The following is a 20,516-nucleotide window of genomic DNA, read 5'->3' as shown; positions in this document are numbered from 1 at the left end:
TTCTATTCATTAGAAAGTGAATCGCTTTAGAAACAATAAGTGAAAAACACTTACAGAATGTTAATTTCCTTAAAAACAGGAATTGTAAGGATATTAATTAAATCATTCCCTATAATATCCTTTTTTCAAAAATATAATTTACTAATTTGCTAATAGAATACATAAAATGTTCACTAATAACCAAAAATATAAAGTGTCAAATTACATAGTGAACAAATCACTCATTTATTGAAATAAAATTATACTAATCTTTCATTATGACTTACAAATCAATTCTAGCATCTGTACTGATGTCAGGTGCTTTGTTGCTAGGTAATTCTACTTTAGCACAAGAAAAAACACAAGAGTATAAAACGGTTCCCAATGACCCTCTCAAAACTAGAATTTATACGCTTGAAAATGGGCTGAAAGTATATCTTTCTGAATACAAAGATGCTCCAAGAATTCAAACATACATTGCTGTTAAGGCTGGTGGTAAAAATGATCCAGCTGATGCTACGGGTCTTGCCCATTACCTAGAACATATTATGTTTAAAGGTACTTCTCACTTTGGTACTTTAGATTGGGAGAAGGAAAAAGTATATCTTGATAGTATCGAACAAATGTTCGAACACAATAGAACTTTAACAGATCCCGAAGAAAGAACGGCTTATTACAAGAAAATTGATTCTGTTTCTAATGAAGCATCTCATTATTCTATTGCCAACGAGTACGATAGAATGATCGGCATGATTGGAGCTAAAGGTACAAACGCTTATACTTCTAATGATAGAACGGTATATGTGAATGATATCCCAGCCAATGAATTAGAAAGATGGTTAGAAATCGAAGGAGATCGTTTTAGAGAAATCACTCCTCGTCTTTTCCATACAGAACTTGAAGCCGTTTACGAGGAAAAAAATAGAGCTTTAGATAATGATCAAAGAAAGGTCTTTAATGCAATGTTTGCTTCGATGTTTCCAAATCATCCTTATGGAACACAAACAGTAATCGGAACAATCGATCATTTAAAGAATCCTTCTATCACAGAGATTAAGAAGTACTTTAATACTTACTACAGACCAAATAACGTTGCTATTTGTTTAAGTGGTGATCTTGATCCCGATAAAACTATAGCTTTAATTAAAAAGTATTTTGGTGATTGGAAACCTGGTGATATTCCAGAATTCACTTATCAAGAAGAAAAAGCCATTACTTCACCTATCGAAAAAGAAGTATTTGGCCCTTCTACAGGTATGGTATTCTTAGGCTACAGAATGCCTGGTTTAGCATCAGACTCTAGAGATCTACTTAAAGAACAACTATGTGATATGATCTTAGCCAATAGTGCTGCAGGTCTTATTGACTTAGATTTAAATCAAACACAGAAAGTAGTCAATGCTTCTAGTTTTGTTTATCCATTCAATGATTATACTGTTCACACATTATATGCTATCCCAAGACAAGATCAATCGCTTGAAGAAGCAAAAGACTTGTTATTGGCTGAAATGGAGAAGCTGAAAAAAGGAGAGTTCGAAGATTGGTTATTAGAAGCTATTGTCAATGATTTTAAAAAGTCTGAGATCAAGAAGCTAGAAAGTAACAGTGCAAGAGCTGATGCTTATGTACAAGCTTTCACAAGAGATATCAAATGGGAAAACTACATTGATGATATAGATGTGATGAAATCAATCACAAAAGAAGAAATTGTGAAGTTTGCGAATGAGCACTATAACGATAACTATGTGGTAGTCTACAAACGTGTTGGTGAAGACCCTAATAAGATAAAAGTTGAAAAGCCATCGATTACAAAAGTGGAGTTAAATAGAGGAAAAAGTTCAAAATTCTTTGATAACATCGCTGCTCAAAAACCTTCGAAATTAACGCCTCTATTCTTAGATTATGAAAAAGATATCCAAGAAGGAAAATTAAAACGTAAAGTATTAGTTAGATACAAGCAAAATGAAGAAAATGATTTATTCAACTTGTATTATATTATTCCAGTAGGTAAAGATACTGACCCTACTTTGAGTGAGGCTGTACAATATCTTGAATTCCTTGGAACAGATAAAATGTCTTCAGCTCAAATAAAGCAAGAGTTTTATAAGTTAGGAGCAAGCTATAGTGTTAGTTCATCATCAGATCAGGTATATGTTTCTTTAAGTGGTTTATCTGAAAATATGGTGCCTTCTATCCGTCTTTTCGAAGATCTTATCAATAATGCTAAAGCAGATGAAAATGCTTTAAAAAATATGATAGCCAACGAAAAGAAAAGTAGAGAGGATATGATGAAAAACAAAGGAGCTATTCTATTTACTGGTTTAATGAATTATGGCCTTTATGGTTCTGACAACCCTGTTACAAATGGTCTTTCGAACAAAGAGTTAGATCAGATGACATCTGAAGAATTAGTCAACAAAATTCATCAGTTAACTAAAATGAAACATCATATCTTATATTATGGTCCTGAAACTTTAAAATCAGTTGTTGCTACTTTAAATAAAGAACATGTTGTTCCTAAAAAATTACAAGCAGTACCTACTCAAAAAGATTTCTTTATTAATGATATAGAAAAACCTCAAGTTTATTGGGCTCATTATGACATGGTACAAGCTGAGGTAATCTTTTTAGCAAAAGGTGATGTCTATAATCCTCAAAAAATTGCTGCAGCTACATTATTCAATGAATATTTCGGTGGAAGCATGAATGCCATTGTCTTCCAAGAAATGAGAGAAGCACAAGGTCTTGCTTATTCTGTATTTAGTAAATATGGTGTTGCTTCTGAACAAAAGAAACATGATTATACTTTAGCTTACATTGGCACACAATCGGATAAGCTGAAAGAAGCTATGGCAGGAATGATGAAACTTTTAGACAATCCTCCAAAAAATGAGCAATCGTTTGATGCCGCTAAAAAAGCAGTATTGAGTAAGCTGGAAAGTGAAAGAATCACGAAAGGTAGTGTGCTATTTAATTATGAAGCTGCCTTGAAAAAAGGAAACGATCATGACATTAGAAAAGATGTTTATGATGCTGTAAAAAATATGACTATTGATGATATAATGAAATTCCATCAAGACTTTATCAAAGGAAAAAATTACAACATTTGTGTTGTAGGTGATAAAGACAAATTAGATATGGAAACTTTAAAAACTTACGGTGAATTAAAGGAGCTATCTTTAAATGATCTATTTGGTTTTGATAATGAACCAAGACAATTGAATAAATAGACATTTCTCCCTTTTTTTACTAAATAGAAGCCAAGCTCTTACAAGGGCTTGGCTTTTTGCTATTTAATACGGAATATTGTTTATATTAGTATGAATCCCTATTCATTTCCTTACATTTTTTGAATTGAAGAGGGAATATTATTTTTTTTTACGATCATAAATTAATCTTTCAAAAGATATATGAACACAAGATTTATTTCTTTACTACTCATTATTCTTCCTCTGTTTTCCTTTGCTTCACCTGAAAAAACCGAAGCTAACCTACCTACTCAATTTGAATTACTAGGATCAAAAGTAGTGATTACCAAAGGTGGAATGCAGAAGATAATGGTTAAGTACAACAGTCTTACAAGATCAGAAAAGCACTATAACGAATTGTTAGAAAGATGTAACTCATATTTCCCTTACATAGAAAGAGAGTTATTAGCTAGAGGTGTACCTGGCGACTTCAAATATTTAGCATTACAAGAATCTTTATTAGACGGTAATGCTGTATCTAATGCCACTCCTCCTGCAGTTGGCTTTTGGCAGTTCAAAGATTTTACTGCCGAGGAAAGAGGTATGAGAATCAATAGATCTATTGATGAACGTAAAAATGTGGTTTCAGCAAGTATTGGTGCGGCAGATTACCTATCAAAAAATTACTATTATTTGGGAAATTGGTTTTATGCAATGATTTCCTATCACGATGGTTTGGGAGGTTCTAAAAGTTATATCAAAAAAAATCGCTTAAACTATTACAATCACGTTACAATTAACGAGAACACACATCCTTATTTGCTACATTATTTAGCACATTACTTTGCTTTTAAAGATAAAGTTGGTCAAGATGATGGACATATTGTAATGATAGAATTCCCAACAAATGGCTATACTTTGAAAGAAGTGGCTAAATTCACTGGGCAATCAATGGATATCTTAGCTAAAAATAATACTTGGTTATACAGTAATTATATTCCAGAGGATAAAGTTTACTCTGTGATGATTGAAACTAAACCCGATGAAATCAACCAAATTGTAGCAAGTTTAACTCCGTATGCAAAACCAAGAAAAACGAGAGCTAGAAAAGAAATATTTAAATTCTATAGCGACTCAATTCAAGACGAGTATCCGTTTGTGTTACCTATCGAAGAAGGTCTTGAAGGAGAGAAGTTTGAATTAGCTTTAGTTAATGGAGTAAAAGCTGTTATACTTCATGAGGACATGACTCAGGAAGAATTATCAAAAGCTATAGGTATTTCTAAAGGAAAATTGAGAAAATACAATTATGAGGGTAAGAAAGATGTTTTCATCAAAGATTCTCATTACTATATCGCTTCACTTCCAGAGACAATTCCTGAATCTTATCATATAATGAGAGAAAAGGAAACACTTACCTATATTGCCATTAAATATGGCATCTCTTTAAAATCATTGAAAAAATTGAATAATATCAAAAAAGAGGGTGAGTTAAAAGTAGGTGATAAAATCTACTTTAATTAATAGATAAATTCTCTTTAAAAGTAAAAGGTTGTCTTATTTAGTAATAAGACAACCTTTTATTATTTTATATGATACATTATTTATCAAATAGAAGGAAAGCGTTTTAAAAAGGACTCTATCGCCTTTTGATCACCAAATTCTTGATAAATACTTAAAGCTTCGTTGTAGAAAACTTTAAGATCATTTTTATCTATATGCAAATCTGAAAATACAGCTAATCTTCTTAATGCAATTAAGCAGTTTAAATCACTTTTATTTGATGAAGATAAATCTAATGCCTGCTTGTAAAGTGATTTTGACTTCTCTATTTCATTTCTCTGTAATCTCCATTCTGCTTCTACAAAATGTTTTAAGACATCAAAGAGATTGGGAGAATAACCTGCCCAATATTTAAATCGATCAAATACTTTTCTTAATCCGCCCTCGTCATTTATCTTCTGATTATTGATATGGACAGCTTTCATTACAAGCAAGGATGGGTGTAATAAATTGCCTTCGTACAATTCAGGGCTTTTATCAATTAGCATAATGACTTTTTCAAGATTTACTCTTTGCGTCATTTTTGATAACTGATACATCTCTAGAATAGCGGAAATTTCCGGCTTTTGATCAAAGCTTTCTACAGATAATCGACCTTGTGAAACAGCTAAGGCTTCTTCCTTATTCATTCCAGAAAACAACATCATCTGATAATACCTTTTGATGTTTTTCCCTTTTAAATAAGCATCTTCACTCTCACGAATTAATTGATATTTATCTTCTATCAATTGAGTACACTCTGAAATCTCTTTCAACCATGGTAATATGATGAAGGCATAGTCAGAATAAAAAGCATTGATTAGTAATTTATTGTTACTTTTCTCTATTTCAGTTAAAGCGTATTTTGCATAATCATTAGCTAGGTGCATGTCTTCATATTTGGTCATCATGTACCTTGCTAAACCCAAGCATCCATAGGGAGTGATTTCATTAATTCCATTTTCTAATGAAAAGTTCACAATTTCTAGGGCAACCCATTTATATACCTCCCAATCTTTTATTTCCTCACAAAGCATTAGTGGTGCGAGAACTCGTAGATAGTAAGATGTCTCGTCTAAAGGCTCTATTTGCCTAGAAGTAAAAGCATTGTTTATACTATCTTCTCCCACATTTTCTAATAACCTCAGATGTTGAATGGATAGGTCTCTATGCATATGAATACCTTTATCTGGCATTTCATAGCCTGTAATTGACACATATTTATAGATGAGGTCTATCAAATTATTCTCTTCCTCATAGCGGTCTAGATGTGTCAAATAAAACATAACTCCATTAGATTGATCATTCAAACTTTCGGTAGAATCTATCGTCGCTATAAGATCGGATTTAATAGCATTAAATTGGTTTTTGCTAACAAATTGATGATCGCTTAGAAAAGTAGGTAAATTAATATCTTTCACTTATAAGGGGGAATGAGTCTCAGTATTACTACAAATGTAATAAATAAATTCAATCAGTCTTATCCAAAAATCACTATAATACTATATCACCTTTATAAACTGATAATAAAACATTTAAATCACTAGACTCCTGCTTTTAAATCTTCTACTGGATTTTTAATACCTGTTTTAACTACATGATAACTAACTGTTAGCATAGTCATTAGCAAAGTTAATCCACCAGAAAATATATAGGCTCCAATATCAATATTTACAGCTTTAGGGAAATTATCTAACCAAAGTTTCATGGCTAAGTAAGCAGTAGGCCAAGCAACTAAACATGCTGAACCAACCAATACAAAAAACTCTTTGGAGACAAATATCATAGCTTGAAAATTCTCCATACCTAATGCCTTTCTAATCGCTATCTCTTTATTTTTTCTAACAGTAATAAAAGAAGAGAGTCCAAATAACCCCATATTAGCGATGATCACCCCAATGATTGAAAAAATGAGGGAAACCTTAGCTAGTTGTTCCTCCTTCTTAAAAGTATCTTCAATTTTATCTTTTAAGAAGAATGTGTCCATAATTCGGTATTCCACCACCTGAGTCCATTTTAATTCTAATTGCTTTTCGAGTATGTTCCAGTTACTTCCTTTCTTAATTTTTAAAGCTAAAAACTTATTAGAAAATGAATTTAGTAATCGATATTTATTATTTACATCAATAATAAAAGGCTCAATTGGTTTATGGATGGGTTCATAATGAAAATCTTTTAGTACACCAGAGATTTTTTGATAACCATAATACGTATATACTTTTAGGTCTAAAGCTTCTTCAGGTGTTTCAAATCCCATGAAATGAATAAATTTTTCATTTACCCATATTTCTCGAGAGGGTATATCATTGGCATTTCTTTGATTTTGAGCTAATACTTGAAAGTCAAAAACATTAAAAACTTCGGGATAGGTAACAATACTTGCAAAAAATGCTGAAGGGAGCTTTTTATCATTCTTAATGAAAGTGTAAGGATAATTTTGCACCCAAACTCCAAGTACTTCATCCATACCTGTTACAGACTCAACATTAGGTAATGAAGCAAATTTATCTTTTAATCTTTCGAAATTATTACTTTGGAAACGAACTTCTCCCATAGGGATCATCACAATATTTTCGGGTTTAAAACCTATGTCAGAGTCTTTCATGAAGTCCAATTGCCTTTTTGCCACATAAGTGCTAAAAAGCAAAAACATAGAGATAATAAACTGAGTGATAACACTCCATTTTCTGAATCTTTTTTGTTGATAACCTTTTGGAGAGGTATCGTGTAAACCTTCTAATGGTTTAAAGCCTGATAAATAAAATAATGGATAAAAACTAGATAATGCCCCCACGAATAACCCGCTTAATCCCACCAAAAGAAATAAATTTTGAGGATCGGCATCTCTTAAAACAAAACCTGAATTACTTAGAAAATCTTGGACAAATGTAAAAAGTAGTTCTAAAAAAACGATGGCCCCAAACATTGATAAAATACTCAGAATTGAAGCCTCTACAATAAATTGATTAATCAATTCAGTTTGATTTGCCCCTATTGCTTTACGTATTCCAACTTCTCTCACCCTTGTTGAGTACCTCACCGAAGATAAATTCATAAAGTTAATGGCGGCAATAAGCAGAACCATTATTGCAATTGCACTAAAGATGTAGATATACATATAATCTCCATTAGGAGACATCTCAAAATCAAGATCAGAATACAAATGAATTTCTTGAATTGGCTGAAGATATAGCTCTACATAATCTCTAAGGTATTCAGGAAACTTAGTTGGGTCTTGAAGTAAGATTTCAAAATCTGCTTCTAATTCCTCCGGTTGTACATCTTCTTTTAAAGTAATATAGGTCCAACAAGGGTTCCATACCCAATCCTCTTTATAAAATAATTCTCTATTGGTTATTAATAATGTTGAAAAAGAAACCAATATCTCAAAATCTAAATGAGATGGGCAATTATCTTTATCAATTACACCGGTAACTTTAAGGTAATGTTTTTTCTCATACAGAATTTTTTTTCCTAAAGCAGACTTTTCTCCAAAATACTTTTTTGCTAATTCTTTTGTGATGACTACAGCACCTGGCTCTGACAAAGCCGTTTCTTTGTCCCCTTCCATTAATGGGAAATTAAATACCTTAAAGAAGTCATCATCGGTAAAGTATAAATGGTTTTCGTTATACTTTTTATCCGAAATAGATATTACATGAGAATATGCTTGGTGATTAAAAAAACGTACAGATTGATCTATATAATTGGGATAAAGGGTTTTGAGTGTAGGTCCTAATCCAATAGGAACACTTGCAGAACGTTCTCCAATATCTTGTGTATCGATAATTTCAACTACTCTATACGTTCTATCTGCTGATTGATGAAACGCATCATAAGACAATTCGTATTGGACCACCAATACCAATAGGGTAAAAAAAGCAATACCCATTGACATTCCGACAATGTTGATTCCTGAATACACTCCATGTTTTTGGAGGTTTCTTATGCCTATGAGTATATAGTTTCTTAACAAATTAACGCCCTTTGTGTAAGTTTTCAGTTACAATTTGCCCATCAAATAAATGCACTACTCTACTTGCATAGTCTGACGCTGCAGTCGAATGGGTAACCATTAATATAGTAGTTCCCATCTCGTTTAACATTTGTAGCAATTCCATCACTTCTCTTCCTCTTTCTGAGTCCAAATTACCCGTAGGTTCATCGGCTAGAATTAATTGAGGATTGGACACTAAAGCCCTTGCAACGGCTACCCTTTGTTGTAATCCTCCTGATATTTGATTTGGAAAAACTCTTTTTTTATGAGAAATCTGAAGTTGATCCATTATTTTCTCAACTCTTAATTTTCTTTCGTTAGGAGGAATTTGTTGATAGATTAAAGGAAGCTCGATATTTTCATACACAGTAAGGTCGTCGATCAAATTAAAACTCTGAAAAACAAAACCTACATAATCTCTTCTTAGTTGAGCTCTTTTTCTTGATGAAATTTTAACAACATTTTCTCCTTTAAAAAGTACCTCCCCTTCAGTAGGAAGATCTAATAATCCTGCAATATTTAGTAAAGTAGATTTACCACAGCCTGAAGGTCCCATAATACATACAAATTCTCCTTCATGTATATTCATTGTTACATGATGAAGAGCCTGTGTATCATCGTCTACATTTTTATAGGCTTTATTAATATTGAGTAACTGAATTAGAGGTGCGTTCATAAAAAAAATTAAAAGTTACCAGTTGTACTAACAACAATCATTCAAAATATGAACACTCCATCAAAAACAGTTAGTTACATGTTTTTCAATGACATAAAGAGTGTTCATTAACGAACTGAATGTCCAGAAAAATTTCTGTACAATACTATTATTCTATTTTATTCTTCTTAGATAAATGAACGAATATTGAAAAAACTTTCTTATCCTTATAAACGATCGCAATTATTAACTCATTCTACCCATTATTATGTTAACCTTTAAGCTACTTATTGAAAATAAAAAACAAGTCTATCACATCATTGAAAGATATAACTTTCGAGTGATTGATTATAGACCACACTATGAAATTGAGTTCTTTGCTAAAAGCTATCAAGATTTTAATAAAACATATTTTGACATCACCAATCAATTACAAAAACTAGAGATTAGTTATATTTTATCTGATCACCTTTTTGTTCCAAATCCAAACAAAAAAGGAGCATAGATTTAACTATACTCCTTTTTATCAAACCTCCTTAAGGAGGTTTATCTATTTAGCATAATTTCAGAACATTCATTCTTATAAATATGCTTTAAGATAAGCATTACTGCATCGTCGTCAGACTTTGCTTTACCTAAAGAGTCAATCCTTTTCATAGCAGAATCTACTGTCCAGATAGTAGTCATATCAGCCCACTCAAATACAACACCTTGTACCATAAAGTAAGTGATTCCACCTTTTTTACGCTTATAGATATTATTTAAATCATTCTCGAAACGATCTCCCTTAGGGGCAGCTACTTTAGCAATCACTTGCCCTGTATTTGGGTTTTTATACAATTCACAAGAACATTTTCCTTGAAACTGCTCTTCTTCAATATCTGTGATATTTAACTCTAATACCTTCCATGAGTTATTATTCTTAACGAAGGTAGCCACCATAGATTCGTAACCTCTAGAAACTACTTTATCATTAGTTTTTGACAACAAATTATAGTTTAATGAGAAAATAGCGACACCAACATTACCTTGGACTCTAATCTCATGTATTTTCAATTTAGAAGTTCTCTCCAAACTTTCTTGGAATTGACTAACATAGGTTGCTTTATACTCACTTGTTCTTAATACCTTATGTTTTCTGCTACCATCAACATAAATTTGAGTAACATTAATAATCGCATCTGTTCTGAAAGTATCAAAGATTAAATTCACTTTATCCATACTTCCCTGCTTCACCTGAGTATTTTCAATTACATTTCGAATAGTTTTCTCTATTTCCTTTTCTTCATTTTGAGCAAATAATAAAGTAGAAAGCATTACCAAAACACTCGTCAATAGAATTTTAAAATTTTTCATTTTGTATAGATTGATTTTTAATATAGCAAATGATTAAGTTCTATAATGATATTAAAATTACTTGAATAAGTAGAGATACCAAATAAATATATTTATCATTTTATATTAATTCGATAATCTTTTAATATCTATTACAATTTTTATAACGATGTAAACAATATAAAGTTTATTCGATCGATTGATTATTATATTTATAAATGTTAATACAAAAAAGTTATTCAAAAGATATTGTAATACCTACTATAATAATTGCAGATAGGTTTATGTTTAATTCATTTTTTTTAGAAATTTAACCATCCTAAAAGAAATTGTATGAAAGTTTGTATAGCAGAGAAACCAAGTGTAGCAAGAGACTTGGCAAAAGTATTGGGAGCAAATCAGAAAAAGAATGGTTACTTCGAAGGAAATGGGTATCAAATTACATGGACCTTTGGTCATTTATGTACATTAAAAGAGCCTCATGATTATGATTCCACATTAAAAAGATGGGACCTAATCACCTTACCTATAGTTCCTCAAAAATTTGCTATTAAACTCATCGAAAATGATGGATCAAAAAAACAGTTTAAAGTAATAGAAACTTTAGTTCAAAAAGCTACTGAAGTTATCAACTGTGGTGATGCGGGACAAGAAGGTGAACTCATTCAGCGTTGGGTACTACATCAAGCAAAATGTAAAGTACCAGTTAAACGTTTATGGATTTCTTCACTTACAGAAGAAGCTATTAAAAAAGGATTCAATAAACTTCAGGAAGAAAAAGACTTTGACCTATTATATAAGGCAGGTAGTGCTAGAGCTATCGGTGATTGGCTTTTAGGAATTAATGCTACAAGATTATACACCATCAAATTTGGAGGATACAAACAATTACTATCTATAGGTAGAGTACAAACTCCAACACTTGCTTTAATTACTGATCGTTTTTTAGAAATTCAGAATTTTAAGAAAGAAAAATACTGGGAGTTAAAAACTAAATATCGAAACGTAATCTTTTCGTATACAAAAGGACGTTTTACAGAACAAGAAAGAGTAGATAAGGCTTTAGCTTATGTAAAAGGTAAACCATTTGTAATAACATCTACCCAAAGAAAAGAAGGTACAGAAGCTCCCCCCTATTTATTTGATTTAACTTCACTACAAGTAGAATGCAATAAAAAATTCAATTTTTCTGCTGAGCAAACATTAAAAATTGCTCAAAGCTTATATGAAAAAAAATTATTGACTTACCCAAGAGTAGATACTTCTTACCTACCTAATAATATGTATGGTGAAATAGGACCTACAATGAGGGCTTTAGTTAAGTTCCAAAATGAAACCACTCCTTTATTATCTAAACCTTTTAGAAAAACTAAAAAAGTATTTAATGATCAAAAAGTAACAGATCACCATGCTATTATTCCTACAAAAATAAGAGCTGGTAATATGAATCAGAATGAAGCTGCTGTTTATGACTTAGTGGCTTTAAGGTTTATTGCTGCATTCTATCCAGATTGTAAGGTAGCCAAAACGGAAGTGAGAGGAAATGTTGAAAAAGTAGAATTTAAAGCAAGTGGTAAAGAAATTCTTGATTTAGGTTGGCGAATCATTTATAAAAAAGAAGAAGAGGAAGAAAAAAAGAAGAAAAAGAAAAAAGGAGAAGAAGAAGAACAAAGCCTTCCAAACTTCACGGAAGGCGAATCAGGAGAACATCAACCTGAAATCCAAATGAAGGAAACTAAACCTCCTAAACTCTATACCGAAGCCACACTTTTAAGAGCAATGGAAACAGCAGGTAAAAGTGTTGATGATGATGAACTTCGCAAAGCCATGAAAGAAAATGGTATTGGGCGTCCTTCTACAAGGGCCAATATTATTGAAACGTTATTTAGAAGAAAGTATATTGAACGTCAAAGAAAGAACCTAATTCCTACCCAAGCAGGTCTAGATTTAATTGGCACTATTCAAAATGATCTATTAAAATCTGCTGAATTAACTGGTATCTGGGAGAAAAAATTAAGGCAAATTGAAGACGGCACCTACCAAGTTGAAAATTTCATGCATGAAATTAAAACAATGGTTGGAGAGGTAGTTTTAAATGTAAAACAATTGAGAACCAATTTTAAGATTCAGACACCAACTGAAAGTCTTAAAATCAAAAAGGCCGTTACAAATAAAAATACTGCAACAAGTAAAAAGGAATTAACTTGCCCTAAGTGTAAAAGAAAAGAAGTAATAAAAGGTAAAAGCGCCTACGGATGCACAGGATATAAGGACAAATCTTGTGATTTTGTTATAAAATTTGAATTTGAGGGTAAAAAACTAACCGAAAAGCAAATTGAGTCTCTCATCATAAAAGGTAGAACTCCGGAAATTAAAGGCTTTAAAATTAACAAGACATCAAAAAATGGAGTCCTTACCCTTAACGATCAGTATAAATTACAGTTCAATGAGGTTCAAGAAGCACCTTTAATCTGTCCAAAGTGTAGCAAAGGTCAAATTATTGAGGGCAAAACAGCTTTTGGGTGTGAAAATTGGAAGAATGGGTGCGATTTTAAGGTCCCTTTCATCAATTTCGGTAAAAAAATCACTAAAAGTCAGCTAAAACAACTCACTTCTAAAGGAATTACCTCAAAAATCAAGGGATTTCAGCTCGAAAATGACAAAAATTCCGAAGGTAGGTTAAAATTGAACCCTGACTTCTCAATTTCGATAATAAATAACTAATAGTAGGTTAAATTTTTAATCTAATAAGTTTTAATTAGTGTGTTTTTCGTTAAAACTTCCATAAAAAAAGACCCTGTTTTTTGAAAATATTAAAAATATTTACCAAAACAGGGTCTTTTTTTAACCTCATGTTTGGTTTTCTTAACGCCTTAGTCTACAATTGTAATGAAATCAGAGACAAAGAATACAAAATCAACTTGATTTAATCCTTTTTCTCGAATAGATGTGAGTGATCCGTTTAATGAGATTCATTCGAATCTCACTAAACGGAGTATCACATCAAATTGAATAAGACACTATCTAATAAAATTAAAATTTTCACTACAATGTTCTCATCTATTCACCTCCTTGCTGACGCTACGTTAGCAACAGAAACAGTAGCTCAGGCTGTAACAGCTGAGCAACTACAAACTGTAGGATTAACTACAAGCAACGTCTGGATGTTAGTTTCGACTATGCTAGTATTCATTATGGCATTAGGTTTTGCATGTGTTGAAGCTGGTTTTACCCAAGCTAAAAACACTGTAAACATATTATTTAAAAACACTGTTGATTTAAGTGTTGGTATTATTTCATACGCTTGGTTTGGTTTCAACTTAATGTACCCAGGCGAATTCAATGGTATTTTTGGTTTTGCTGGATGGGGCTTAAGCTTACCTGAAGGTTATACTTCTTTAAGTTATGCTGGTGGTGCTTACACTTACTGGACAGACTTCTTATTCCAAGCAATGTTTGCTGCAACTTGTGCAACTATCGTATCAGGTGCTGTAGCAGAACGTATTAAAATTTCAGCTTACTTTATCTTTACTTTCTTCCTTGTAGGTTTCATTTACCCTGTATTAGGTTCATGGCACTGGGGTGGCGGATGGTTATCTCAAATGGGATTCTATGATTTCGCTGGTTCAACTGTAGTTCACTCAGTTGGTGGATGGGCCGCTTTAGCTGGTATCATTGCAATTGGTGCTCGTAAAGGAAAATATGTTAACGGTAAAGTTGTTGACAAGCCAGGTTCTTCAGTTCCATTAGCTGTAATTGGTGTATTCTTATTATGGTTCGGATGGTTTGGTTTTAACGGTGGATCAGTACTTTCTGCAGATCCTGAAACAATCTCTCTAGTATTAGTTACAACAACTTTAGCTGCAGCTGCAGGTGCTATCGGTGGATGGTTAGGTGGTTACATCATGTTTAAGCGTTTTGACTTAGGTATGGTATTAAACGGAATCCTTGCAGGTTTAGTAGGTATCACAGCAGGTGCTGACCAAATGTCTCCAAACGAAGCAATTCTTATTGGTTTAGTATGTGGTGTAGTTGTAGTATTCTCTGCTGTTGCCATGGATAAATTCAAATTAGATGATTGTGTTGGTGCTGTATCAGTTCACTTAACATGTGGTATCATTGGTACATTAGCAATTGGCGTTTTAGGTCAAAAAGCAGGTATGGAGCAATTCGTTACACAATTAACTGGTGTAGCAGCTTATGGTGCAGTAGCATTCTTATCATCTCTTGCATTATTTTACGCATTGAAGTTTACTATCGGTGTTAGAGTTTCTGAAGAGCACGAATCTGAAGGACTTGATTCTCATGAGCACGGTATCCGTGGTTATACTATCACATTCGATAACTAAGATAAATCATGAAGGAAAGAGCAACCCTCTTTCCTTCATATACACCTCACGTTAGGTATAAATATAAACATCTCATTCTAAGTTCTAATGTTCTCAAAAAAGAACTTACAAAAATAGTTATCTCATTGTGTGCGAGCTAATTATTTACAACAAATTATTATTCACCTCTATTTAAAAATTACTATTTAAGATGAAAACTAAAGTATTCTCTTTAATCGCTTCCCTATTATTTACGGGTTCAATTGTTATGGCACAAGATTCTGCAGAAACTGAAGAAGTAGTTGCGGAAGAATCTGTAGAAGCTACAGAGGAAACAGAAGCTAACAAACTATCAATTTCAGGTTCAGTAGATTTATTCTACAACTATGATTTTGCAGGAACAAACAACATGAACATTCCAGTAAGTTTCAATGAAGGTCAAAACTCTATTAACTTAGGTATGGCTAACGTTATCTTATCTCAAACTTTAGGTAAAGCATCTTTTGTAGCTGACTTATCTTTTGGACCAAGATCTAACTCTTCTATTGGTAGTGGTAATTTCCACATTCAAAACTTATATGCTTCATACCAATTAACTGAAAAGTTATCAGCAACAGCTGGTTTCATGGGTACATTTGTTGGTTATGAAGTTATTTCTCCAACAGGTAACTTCAACTATTCTACATCTTACCTTTTCTCTAACGGACCTTTCCAAAATGCAGGTCTGAAGTTTGATTACTCATTCTCAGATAGAGTTGCTTTAATGGTAGGTGTATTCACAAACGAATGGGATTCTTACAATGCTTCTCCAGAATTAGGTATGAGTGGTATTGGAGCTCAGTTATACTTAGCACCAGTTGATGGTTTAGATATTTACTTAAATGGTTTCTCTTCTTCTACAAGAACTGTTGCAGATATTACTGCAGGTTACCAAGTAACAGATGCATTCTACTTAGGGTTAAACGCTGCATGGGCTGACAAAAAAGATCAATATACAGATGGTTTAGCTACTGCTGATCAAGCTTACACAGGTGTTGCTCTTTACGGACAATATGCATTATCTGAGTCATTTGCTCTAGGTTTACGTTACGAGAACTTTGCAGATACTTACAAACCAACTGGCGACAACACTTTAGAAGAATCTACTGTTAATGTAAATGCATTCACTTTATCTGGTAACATTGCATTAGGACCATTAACTGTAATTCCTGAATTTAGATATGACGCAGCTGATACTGAAGTATTCTTCGGTTCTAAAGAAAAAGAAGCTGCTGATACTTTTGATTCTAAGTCTGCTACACAAGCTACACTAGCGGTTGTATACGCATTCTAGAACTAAATTGTATATATATACACAGAAGGAGACCATCTAAAGTAGATGGTCTCTTTTTTTTGTTTTAGCATCAGAAAAACTAAATACAAAAACTATCATCAAGCACCTTATTTTACGTCAATTAAACACTTAAAAAGGATTAGAAACACCATTCAGTTCTAAAAAACACCTGCAATTATGAAATTTTCATCATTTTAAACCTATTAAGATAAATTTATACCCATAAGTGCTATTTTTTCTTGATTTTTTTAAAAATCTAAGTCATATTTGAAACATAAACAAAATTTCAACTTCGCCTAAGTACTAACAAATAGATATTTTTATTATTGATATTTTAAGTATAAAGGCTAAAGTTTTTTTAATCTCACATTACAATGACAAATCTTCGTTTTAACGCCCTTGAAACAGCTTCAGCAAGAGTTGCAAAAACAGTTGAAGCCCCGTCTAACAAAATTTCAGAATACTTTGGTGAAGACTGTTTCGGTCTTAATCAAATGAAAGCCGCTTTAGCACCTGCTATCTACAAGAAAGTAGAATCAGCTGTTAAATATGGTACTAAAATCGACGAAGCTACTGCTGACGCTGTTGCTTCTGCGGTAATGACTTGGGCAATTTCTAAAGGAGTTACACACCACACACACTGGTTCCAACCACTAACTGGTTCTTCTGCAGAAAAGCATGACTCTTTCTATGATTATACAAAAGGTATTGAAACTTTTAAAGGTTCAACACTAACTCAACAAGAGCCAGATGCATCTTCATTCCCTAACGGCGGTATTCGTGCAACAAACCAAGCACGTGGTTATACTGGTTGGGATCCATCGTCTCCAATTTTCATTACAAACAAAACACTTTGTATCCCTACTATCTTCGTTTCATACACAGGAGATACGTTAGATTACAAAACACCATTGTTGAAAGCTCAAGAAGCAATTAACAAAGCGACTATTGACGTGTGTCAATATTTCGAAGAAGGTGTAACTAGTATTTCTGCTTCATTAGGTTGTGAGCAAGAGTACTTCTTAGTAGATAAAGCATTTTATGCTGCACGTCCTGACTTATACATTGCAGGTCGTACTTTATTTGGTGCTAAGCCTCCACACGGTCAGCAATTAGACGATCACTACTTCGGTTCTATTGCACCACGTGTAGCGTCATTCATGAAAGATTTCGAATTACAATGCCATAAATTAGGTATTCCTGTAACTACTCGTCACAATGAGGTAGCTCCAGGTCAATTCGAAGCAGCTCCATTATATGAAGAAATCAACACAGCTGTAGATCACAACTTGTTGATGATGGATGTTATGGAACAAGTTGCTGGTGAGCACAACATGGCTGTTTTACTTCACGAGAAACCATTCGCTAACTTGAACGGTTCTGGTAAGCATAACAACTGGTCATTGATCACTAACAAAGGACGTAACTTATTCCAACCAGAAGGTTCTTTATATTTCCTTACTTTCTTAGTGAACACTATCAAAGCTGTTCATGAGTATGGTGATTTATTAAGAGCATCTATCGCTTCTGCAGGTAACGACCACCGTCTAGGTGCTAACGAAGCTCCTCCTGCAATTATGTCTGTATTCTTAGGTTCAACACTTTCTAACTTCTTAAACGAAGTTACTGAATCAGGTAAATTAGTTTACGCTGAAGGTGGTGACAAATTTATGGAATTAGGTATCGATAAGATTCCTGGTCTTAAATTAGACAACACAGACCGTAACCGTACTTCTCCATTTGCATTTACTGGTAACAAATTTGAGTTCCGTGCTGTAGGTTCTACACAAAACACGGCTACTCCAATGACAGTATTGAACTTGATCGTTGCTGAGCAATTATCACAATTCAAAGCTTCTGTTGATGCTGCTATCGCTGGTGGTAAAGACAAAGAGGCTGCAATTAGAGAAACTCTAGTTCAATATATCAAAGAATCTGAAGCAATTCGTTTCGAAGGCGACGGTTACTCTCAAGAGTGGGTTGACGAAGCTGAATCAAGAGGTTTATCTAACGTTAAAGATACTCCACGTGCTTTAGACTTCTTCATCACTGAACAAGCTAAAGAAATCTTTGCTAAGCATAATGTATTTAGCGAAAGAGAAATTGAAGCTCGTCACGATGTTTGGTCTGAGATCTACTCTACAAAAATCGATATCGAATCGAAAACAATGGAAGAGATCGTATTGAACAAAGTAATTCCTGCTTCTGCTAGCTATGTAGCTAAATTAGCTGATTCAGCTTCTAAGTTGAAAGATCTTGGTTTAGATTCATCTGCCATCACTACAACTATTAAAGAAGTAACTGGATTCATGGCGCAAGCTAAAGATGGTGTTGCTGCAATGGTAACAGAGCGTGATAGAGTTCTTGAAATCGAGGACACAAATGCTCAAGCTGTTGAGTTCTGTGATAGCATCAAGGCTAAATACTTCGACACAATTCGTGAAGCAGTTGACCGTCTTGAGTTATTCGTAGATGATTCTGAATGGCCTCTACCTAAATACTCAGAAATGTTATTCCTTAAGTAATTAAGGATATAATATAATGTGGGATGTTTATACACCTCATGGTTCTTTTGAATCATGAGGGCATTTTTCCCACTGACTTCAAGTCATTTACAAAAAATGCAACTTTTATCTTAGATAACTGTTGCATTTTTTAATTTTATACTATTATATTTGCATCGCAAAAGACGGCGATTGTAGCTCAGTTGGTTAGAGCACCGGTTTGTGGTTCCGGGGGCCGTGGGTTCGAATCCCATCATTCGCCCTACTATAAAGCACAAAGGCTTATCAGAAATGATAAGCCTTTTTTTATGAAGATTATTTTTTAAAACTACACATGACTATTTTCCCATTGCGAACAATCTTTATCCTTTAACCATGATAATATTAAAGGAAAATGATCTCTTTGCCCGCTTTTTGAAGTACATATATTGATGTGATCATAATCATGCGCAAAACCATTATCTTTTGATAATAAAATGAATTTATCCTGTTTACCATTCACTTCTTTCATGAAGCGTTTAACATCAATTTGATGGCCTAAATAATACTCATTGATACCTGTGATATATAAAGTTGGTGGAACATCAAGTCGATGATTAAATTCTTCGATATAATCAAATCCATCCGTCACATCTTTCCACTCCTCTTTTGCATATACCCAATGCTTACAATCCGCATATACACCCCTTGATTCATTCTCTTGCCCTATTTTCATTTCTACTGCAGGAAAATACCCAAATATGGTTGTCATTAATCCACCTATCCTTCTCCAAATCAAATCTACCTCAAACCATTTCTTAAATGACTTAATACTTATACTTCTCTTTACTGCAATGTTTACAATTCTATTTACTTTCAATTCTGGATGCCTAGCAATATGTGACATCAACCACACTCCTCCCCAAGAATGAGTGACAAAATTTAGTTCGACATCTTCTATTTCCGATTGTATATGATGAATGATTGCAGGAATTTCTTCTTCAATAGCATCATATTGATTATGACTACTTTTAGACGATATTTTGGGAACACTCTTCCCTCTACCTCTAAAATCAGGAATAAATACTTGATAACCTTTTGAAGCCAACCAAGGGCCTAAACCTGTATCTTTTAAGGAATAAAAGATTCTCCCTCCTTCTATACTACCATGAATAAATAATATTGCCTTTGACGTTGGTGTATCTTGGGGATTATAACGTTTCACAAATAATTGATCAGAACCTACTGAAACTAAAGTCTCTGAAGTTTTAACATGGATAGACATGTGCTGTTTATTTTAAAATCTAAAAAGATTTTGATGCTAGTTTTCTCTTAAATTATTCAATAATAAATCAAATGATCCCATTAAATTATAAAAAATTCCCTGATAATTGTACATTTGCTAATTATAATCAGTCTAAATTAAATTTGTGTATAATACTTCAAATATGATAAGTTTAGATACCTTGCCAATTGGTGTAGTAGGAATCATTTCGGAATTTTCTGATAAAGTGGTGGGAAGTAGATTAATCGAACTAGGATTATATCCTGGCAAGCGCATCCAAGTCGTACGAAAAGCACCTTTTAATGGTGGACTTTATATCAAATCTGATAAAAATGCATTTGCTATTGGTTTAACAGAGGCTAAAAGTGTTTTCACGACAACTGACTAAATT

At 33.0% G+C, this 20,516-nt stretch carries 13 protein-coding genes and 1 tRNA gene; 9 read left to right on the top strand and 5 right to left on the bottom strand.

Translation table 11 applies throughout. From position 1 onward, the window contains the following. The first annotated feature begins 257 nt into the window (after positions 1–257). Entirely contained in the window at positions 258–3,209 is a 2,952-nt protein-coding gene (locus NH26_RS17515) for a M16 family metallopeptidase (RefSeq protein WP_052431853.1), read from the top strand. 180 nt (positions 3,210–3,389) lie between these two features. Then, the gene (locus NH26_RS17510; protein ID WP_044220071.1) at positions 3,390–4,691 is read left to right on the top strand and encodes a transglycosylase SLT domain-containing protein; all 1,302 of its coding nucleotides are present in this window, start codon (positions 3,390–3,392) and stop codon (positions 4,689–4,691) included. An 83-nt stretch (positions 4,692–4,774) separates the two neighbouring features. On the opposite strand, the gene NH26_RS17505 is transcribed toward NH26_RS17510, so the two are convergent. The 3 genes from NH26_RS17505 to NH26_RS17495 form a co-directional block, all read right to left on the bottom strand. Next, a complete protein-coding gene (locus tag NH26_RS17505; protein ID WP_044220068.1) occupies positions 4,775–6,130 on the bottom strand; it encodes a hypothetical protein in 1,356 nt (451 codons plus the stop codon). Positions 6,131–6,252: 122 nt separating this feature from the next. Then, positions 6,253–8,634 (bottom strand): ABC transporter permease, encoded by a 2,382-nt coding sequence (locus NH26_RS17500; protein WP_139263149.1) that lies wholly within the window; start codon positions 8,632–8,634, stop codon positions 6,253–6,255. A gap of 52 nt (positions 8,635–8,686) precedes the next feature. Continuing rightward, positions 8,687–9,382, bottom strand: a complete 696-nt coding sequence (locus tag NH26_RS17495) for an ABC transporter ATP-binding protein (RefSeq protein ID WP_044220064.1) — start codon at positions 9,380–9,382, stop codon at positions 8,687–8,689. 247 nt (positions 9,383–9,629) lie between these two features. Here NH26_RS17495 and NH26_RS17490 point away from each other — a divergent pair, with 247 nt between their 5' ends. Continuing rightward, positions 9,630–9,866: a hypothetical protein gene (locus NH26_RS17490; RefSeq protein ID WP_044220062.1), complete on the top strand. Its 237-nt coding sequence runs from the start codon at positions 9,630–9,632 to the stop codon at positions 9,864–9,866. A 41-nt stretch (positions 9,867–9,907) separates the two neighbouring features. On the opposite strand, the gene NH26_RS17485 is transcribed toward NH26_RS17490, so the two are convergent. Further along, complete coding sequence (locus NH26_RS17485) at positions 9,908–10,717, bottom strand: hypothetical protein (protein ID WP_044220059.1); 810 nt, start codon at positions 10,715–10,717, stop codon at positions 9,908–9,910. A gap of 312 nt (positions 10,718–11,029) precedes the next feature. On the opposite strand from NH26_RS17485, the gene NH26_RS17480 reads away from it, so the two are divergent. The 5 genes from NH26_RS17480 to NH26_RS17460 all read left to right on the top strand — a co-directional run bounded on the left by NH26_RS17480 (position 11,030) and on the right by NH26_RS17460 (position 19,123). After that, positions 11,030–13,420, top strand: a complete 2,391-nt coding sequence (locus NH26_RS17480; RefSeq protein ID WP_044220056.1) for a type IA DNA topoisomerase — start codon at positions 11,030–11,032, stop codon at positions 13,418–13,420. Positions 13,421–13,746: 326 nt separating this feature from the next. Beyond that, the gene (locus NH26_RS17475) at positions 13,747–15,045 is read left to right on the top strand and encodes an ammonium transporter (protein ID WP_044220054.1); all 1,299 of its coding nucleotides are present in this window, start codon (positions 13,747–13,749) and stop codon (positions 15,043–15,045) included. 190 nt (positions 15,046–15,235) lie between these two features. Then, complete coding sequence (locus tag NH26_RS17470; protein ID WP_044220052.1) at positions 15,236–16,357, top strand: outer membrane beta-barrel protein; 1,122 nt, start codon at positions 15,236–15,238, stop codon at positions 16,355–16,357. Between the two features lie 374 nt (positions 16,358–16,731). Next, positions 16,732–18,882: a glutamine synthetase III family protein gene (locus NH26_RS17465; protein ID WP_044220050.1), complete on the top strand. Its 2,151-nt coding sequence runs from the start codon at positions 16,732–16,734 to the stop codon at positions 18,880–18,882. Positions 18,883–19,049: 167 nt separating this feature from the next. After that, positions 19,050–19,123: transfer RNA gene (locus tag NH26_RS17460), tRNA-His, on the top strand. 66 nt (positions 19,124–19,189) lie between these two features. Here the strand turns inward: NH26_RS17460 and NH26_RS17455 are convergent. Continuing rightward, positions 19,190–20,125 (bottom strand): alpha/beta fold hydrolase, encoded by a 936-nt coding sequence (locus NH26_RS17455; RefSeq protein ID WP_044220046.1) that lies wholly within the window; start codon positions 20,123–20,125, stop codon positions 19,190–19,192. A 163-nt stretch (positions 20,126–20,288) separates the two neighbouring features. On the opposite strand from NH26_RS17455, the gene NH26_RS17450 reads away from it, so the two are divergent. Beyond that, on the top strand, positions 20,289–20,513 hold the full coding sequence (locus NH26_RS17450) for a FeoA family protein (protein WP_071397202.1): 225 nt from the start codon (positions 20,289–20,291) through the stop codon (positions 20,511–20,513). Positions 20,514–20,516: the final 3 nt, after the last annotated feature.

The sequence above is a fragment of the Flammeovirga pacifica genome (assembly GCF_000807855.2).
Classification (GTDB): domain Bacteria; phylum Bacteroidota; class Bacteroidia; order Cytophagales; family Flammeovirgaceae; genus Flammeovirga; species Flammeovirga pacifica.
This window is presented reverse-complemented; position numbering and strand designations above follow the sequence as displayed.